Raw genomic sequence first — 5015 nt, 5'->3', positions numbered from 1 at the left:
ACGATGCCCCAGATCCACATCCAGTTCAGGTTCTTGGGTGTGGGGATCATCAGGGTGTCGTACATCAAACCGACGATGGGCAGGCGGCTGTGCAGCCACTTTTCACCGTTGGAGTTTGGTTCGTAATGGTCGTGGGGAATTCCGGCCATGGGTCGTTCTCCTTAACCGAGTTGGATTGTTGTTTCGTCGACGAATTCTGCCGCAGGAATGGGCAGATTGCGCGGTGCGGGGCCTTTGCGGATCCGACCGGCAGTGTCGTAGTGAGAGCCGTGGCACGGGCAGAACCAGCCGCCGAAGTCGCCAGCGCCGTCACCGACGGGCACACAGCCAAGGTGCGTACACACACCGGACTGAACGAGCCATTCACCGGCTTCGTCCAGCGCGCGGTTTTCATCCGTGGCGGGGTCACTGTCGGCCAGATTGGCGTTGTTCGCCTCACGGTCGATCAGGTCGGCCACGTCAACGGCGCGGGCCTCTTCGATCTCGGCCTCGGTGCGGCGGCGGATGAAGACGGGTTTGCCCTGAAACAGGACCGTCATCTGCGTGCCGGGGTCGACGGCGCTGACATCAACGCGAATCGATGCAAGGGCCAGAACGTCAGCCGAAGGGTTCATTTGATTGACGAGCGGCCAAACCGCTGCGCCAGTGACAACTGCACCTGCACCCGCTGTCGCGTAGTAGATGAAGTCGCGGCGTGTGCCTTGATGGTCTTCTGGGTTTGACACGTGTCCATCTCCGAAGTTTGGGGCGAATTGGCCCGTCGAAATGCATCAGACCCCCGAAAAAGGAGTCCTTTCAGCGCGCTACTTAGCCCCAACACCCCTACAGGTCCAGCGTCATTCACGCCTATGCGGCAATCTGCGGCGTTTGACCCCTAGGCCGGATTGGTCTCCACCATCGCGGGCCTGGCGGCAAAATCTGCCTGCCATTTGGCCAGCGTTTCATTGCCGGCCTGCCAGTTGCGGTCTGCATGACGAAAGTCGACATAGGCCAGCGCGCAGCCTACGGCGATTTGGGCCGCGTTCAGCGGGCCGGTCAGATGGGACATCCAGCGGCTGTTGATCGCGGCAATCGCGCGGTCTGCCTTGCCCCACTGTGCCTCAAGCCATTCGGGGCTTTGCCGGGTTTCGGGGCGCAGGCGCACCTCATAGACCATACCCACTGTGGCATCCATGATGGCATCTGCCGTGGCCTCAAGCGTCAGCAGTTCATAGAGGGACCGTGCCGGATAAAGCCCCGCATCGGCCTGATCATCCAGATACCGCGTGATCACACGGCTGTCGTAGATCGCTGGGCCATCGGCGCGGACCAGTGCGGGGATTTTGCCTGTCGGATTGGCGGCGAGGATTTCGGCGGCGGATTTAAGGGGGCTGGAGGAAACCTGGACCTCCTCCACCCTCTCGATAAGGCCGGTTTCGCGCAGCATCACGCGGCATTTGCGGGCATAGGGGGAGGGGGGTGACATGATCAGATGCATGGGATTACTCCGGTGGGGTCCGCATCAGCGCGGCAAGGGTTGCGGTGTCTGTTCCGATGCCAGAGGTGTCCATCCCGTCAGCCGCACGCATTCGCACGTCATCGGGTTTGTTCTGGCTCAGTTTGAAGGTACTTTGCAGGTCCGTGATCGTCATGCGGCAGGGCACAATCTGGCGCATCATGCGGTCCAGCACCTCGGGCGTCATTTTGTCGGTGGTCCATGGGGGTTTTGGCAGTTGATCCTCAAAATGGGCCGACTGCCGGTCGAGCATATCACGCATCGTCGCGTGATCGAGCAGTTCCAAGGTGCCGCGCAGTTGCACGGCGATGTAGTTCCACGTGGGCACCTGATCCTCGACCCCGTACCAATCGGGGGAGACGTAGCCGTCCGGCCCGGCGATGCACAACAGCGCGTCCTGCGGCGTGGTCAGCGCGCGGGCGATGGGGTTGGAGCGCACCAAATGGATGTCGAGCGTCAGGGCGTCAGACGACAGCAGCACCGGCACGTGGGCCGCGTGAAGCTGGCCGTCTGCATGGACCGTCAGCTGCCCGAAGGCGCGGGCGCGGATCAGGTCCAGCGCGCGTGCGTCGGGCGTTTTGCGAAAGATCGGGTTGGGGTGCATCGGGGGCCTCCTCCTTTCACGGAAAGAGGATCACGTCGTCGCCGTCTTTCCAAGGGGTGTATTTGGTCATGATCGCCGCAAACCTGTCGGAGGCTTTGAAGGTCGCCAGCCAGCGTTGGGCGTGGGGGTAGGGCTGGGCGTTCCACCAATCAAGGTCGGTGTGCGCGAACTGGCGCACGAAGGGCAGAATGGCGAGGTCGGCCAGCCGAGGCCGGTCGCCAAAGAGCCAAGGTTGATCGCCAAGCTGGGCGTTGAGGTCGGAGATAAAGGCAGCGGCGGTTGCGCGGCTTTCGGCGGGATCAAGGTCGGGATAGCGCACCGCGTATTTCGTGCGGTCCAACGCGGTTTTGAATGGCCCGTCGTTTCGGGCGATCAGGGCGCGGGCGTCGGGGGCCAAAAGGCCCTCTGGGTCGGACTGGCCCAGTGCCCAGTGCATGATGTCGAGGGATTCGTCGATCACGCCGTCTTGTGTCACCAGAACCGGTACGGTGCCTTTGGGGGAGGCGCGAAGCATCGCGTCGGGTTTGTTGCGCAGGGTGATTTCACGCAAGGCCACCGTCAGGCCGCTGGACGCAATCGCCAGCCGCGCGCGCATGGCGTAGGGGCAGCGGCGAAAACTGTAAAGGGTGGGAGTTTGGGGCAAATCGGCCCTCCGGGGGGAGTTTTTCTAGCCAGATGAAGACAGGAGTTGCGTGTCTGTCTGGCCGGTTATTTTTGCGGTGACGATTTGGGACTCGGGCTGGTCGGTGTCGAAGGTGACTTCGGTGAATTGTTCGGTGCGCCCCATGCGGGGGTTTTCCATCAGCACACGGTGGGTGGCGCCCTGTTGTGACGCAAGGTGTTTGGTCACCGCAGCGTCACCGGCCGCGCGCAGGCGGGCGGCGCGGGCTTTGATGTCTTTGCCGTTGACGGCGGGCATCCGCGCGGCGGGGGTGCCCTGGCGTGGCGAGTAGGGGAAGACGTGCAGCCATGTGAGCGCGCAGTCGTCCACCAGCTTGAGCGAGTTTTCGAAATGCGCCTCGGTCTCCGTCGGGAAGCCTGCGATGATGTCGGCGCCGAAGGTCATGTCGGGGCGCAATTTGCGGGCCTCTTCTGAAAAACGGATCGCATCGTCGCGCAGGTGGCGACGTTTCATCCGTTTGAGGATCAGGTCGTCACCGTGTTGCAGGCTGAGGTGTAGGTGCGGCATCAGGCGTGGTTCGGTGGCGATGGCCTGCATGAGGTTTTCATCCACCTCGATGCTGTCAATGCTGCTGATCCGCAGGCGCGGCAGGTCGGGCACCAGTTTGAGGATGCGCATGACCAGATCGCCAAGCTTGGGCGTTGCGGGCAGGTCTGCGCCCCATGACGTGAGATCAACGCCTGTCAGGACCACCTCATTGTAGCCCGTGTCGACCAGCCGTTTGATCTGATCGACCACCACACCTGCCGGGACCGACCGCGAATTGCCGCGGCCATAGGGGATGATGCAAAACGTGCAGCGGTGATCGCAGCCGTTTTGCACCTGCACGTAGGCGCGGGAGCGCGTGCCGAAGCCGTCGATCAGGTGGCCTGCGGTTTCTGTGACGGACATGATGTCGTCGACCTGCACGGCCTCTGTCTGGCCGATCAGATCAGGGGCCATGCCGGCCCATGTCTCTGCCTGCATCTTTTCGGTGTTGCCGATGATTTTGGTGACCTCAGGCATCGCGGCGAAGGTTTCGGGTTCGGTCTGGGCGGCGCAACCGGTGACGATGATGGGGGCGTCGGGGTGGTCACGGCGCAGTTTGCGGATTTCCTTTTTGGCTTTGCGCACAGCCTCGGCCGTGACAGCGCAGGTGTTGACGACCATGGCGTCACGGACGCCAGCGGCGGTGGCCAGTTCCTTCATCGCCTCGGTCTCATAGGCATTGAGGCGGCATCCGAGCGTGGTGAATTTTGGCGCGGTCATGGGTGCCACACGCCGGTAAAAACATGGGCGGTGGGGCCGGTCATCCAGACGCCATCCTCGCGCCAGTCGATGTGGATGGTGCCGCCGTCAAGATCAATGCGGACGGTTTTGCCTGTCAGGCCCTTGCGATGCGCAGCCACTGCGGTGGCGCAGGACGATGAGCCGGAGGCCAGCGTGACACCGACGCCCCGTTCCCACACGCGCATCCGCAGGTGGTTGTCCGCGACGACATGGGCGAACTGCACATTGGTGCGTTCGGGGTAAAGAGGGTGGTGTTCGATCTCAGCGCCGCGTGCTTCAAGGTCGATGGCGTCCGCATCATCGACAAAGAAGGTACAGTGCGGATTGCCCATGCCCGTGGCCAGTGGCGCGCCGTCGATGGGCAGGGCATTGATATCGACGTCCTGTGCCAGGGGAATATTGCGCCAGTCCAGTTGCGGATGGCCCATGTTGATGGCTGTCAGGCCGCCGCCTGCGTCTTTGGCCAGCAAGGTGCCGTGATCGGTTGTCAGTGTCAGGTCTGTTTTGCCGGTTTCCTCCATCAGGTGGCGCGCGATGCAGCGGGTGGCGTTGCCACAGGCGCCAGAGGTGCTGCCATCAGCGTTGTAGAATGTCAGGTGGGCATCGGCATCGCCGCGCTGTGTGATCACGGCCAGTTGGTCATATCCTACACCGCGATGCCGGTCGGCCATGGCCATGACCAAAGCATCTGTCACGCGCCCTTCGCCGCCGCGTTCGTCAATTACGACGAAATCGTTGCCAAGCCCGTGCATCTTCATGAACGGCACGCCGGAGGGGAGGGTCTGTGTCATGTCGCGGCATATAGGGGAGGCTGTAAAATGAATCCAGACCAACCGCATGATTAGGGGTTGACGGTCTGGGCGATGGTTTCTAAATGCACCCCTCGTGGGCCGTTAGCTCAGTTGGTAGAGCAACTGACTTTTAATCAGTAGGTCGTTGGTTCGAACCCAACACGGCTCACCACT

At 62.3% G+C, this 5015-nt stretch carries 6 protein-coding genes, 1 tRNA gene and 1 pseudogene; 1 reads left to right on the top strand and 7 read right to left on the bottom strand.

Annotated elements, in window-relative coordinates:
* The 7 genes and pseudogenes from QZ653_RS14830 to dapF all read right to left on the bottom strand — a co-directional run.
* Window positions 1–149 (bottom strand): annotated as a pseudogene (locus QZ653_RS14830) (cytochrome b); the annotation flags it as partial.
* A gap of 12 nt (window positions 150–161) precedes the next feature.
* Window positions 162–725 carry a ubiquinol-cytochrome c reductase iron-sulfur subunit gene (petA, locus tag QZ653_RS14825; protein ID WP_296421275.1) on the bottom strand — a complete coding sequence of 188 codons (564 nt, stop codon included), beginning with the start codon at window positions 723–725 and terminating at the stop codon, window positions 162–164.
* Between the two features lie 149 nt (window positions 726–874).
* Entirely contained in the window at window positions 875–1477 is a 603-nt protein-coding gene (locus tag QZ653_RS14820) for a glutathione S-transferase (protein WP_296421273.1), read from the bottom strand.
* A 4-nt stretch (window positions 1478–1481) separates the two neighbouring features.
* Complete coding sequence (locus tag QZ653_RS14815; RefSeq protein WP_296421271.1) at window positions 1482–2099, bottom strand: FMN-binding negative transcriptional regulator; 618 nt, start codon at window positions 2097–2099, stop codon at window positions 1482–1484.
* Window positions 2100–2115: 16 nt separating this feature from the next.
* Window positions 2116–2742 (bottom strand): glutathione S-transferase, encoded by a 627-nt coding sequence (locus QZ653_RS14810; RefSeq protein WP_296421269.1) that lies wholly within the window; start codon window positions 2740–2742, stop codon window positions 2116–2118.
* A 24-nt stretch (window positions 2743–2766) separates the two neighbouring features.
* Window positions 2767–4029 carry a tRNA (N(6)-L-threonylcarbamoyladenosine(37)-C(2))-methylthiotransferase MtaB gene (gene mtaB / locus QZ653_RS14805; RefSeq protein WP_296421268.1) on the bottom strand — a complete coding sequence of 421 codons (1263 nt, stop codon included), beginning with the start codon at window positions 4027–4029 and terminating at the stop codon, window positions 2767–2769.
* Window positions 4026–4841: a diaminopimelate epimerase gene (gene dapF, locus QZ653_RS14800; RefSeq protein WP_296421266.1), complete on the bottom strand. Its 816-nt coding sequence runs from the start codon at window positions 4839–4841 to the stop codon at window positions 4026–4028. The genes mtaB and dapF overlap by 4 nt, the downstream gene beginning before the upstream one ends.
* A 96-nt stretch (window positions 4842–4937) precedes the next feature.
* Here dapF and QZ653_RS14795 point away from each other — a divergent pair.
* Window positions 4938–5013: transfer RNA gene (locus QZ653_RS14795), tRNA-Lys, on the top strand.
* Window positions 5014–5015 lie beyond the last annotated feature (2 nt).

Source organism: Pseudooctadecabacter sp. (genome assembly GCF_020627745.1).
Lineage (GTDB): Bacteria > Pseudomonadota > Alphaproteobacteria > Rhodobacterales > Rhodobacteraceae > Octadecabacter.
This window is presented reverse-complemented; position numbering and strand designations above follow the sequence as displayed.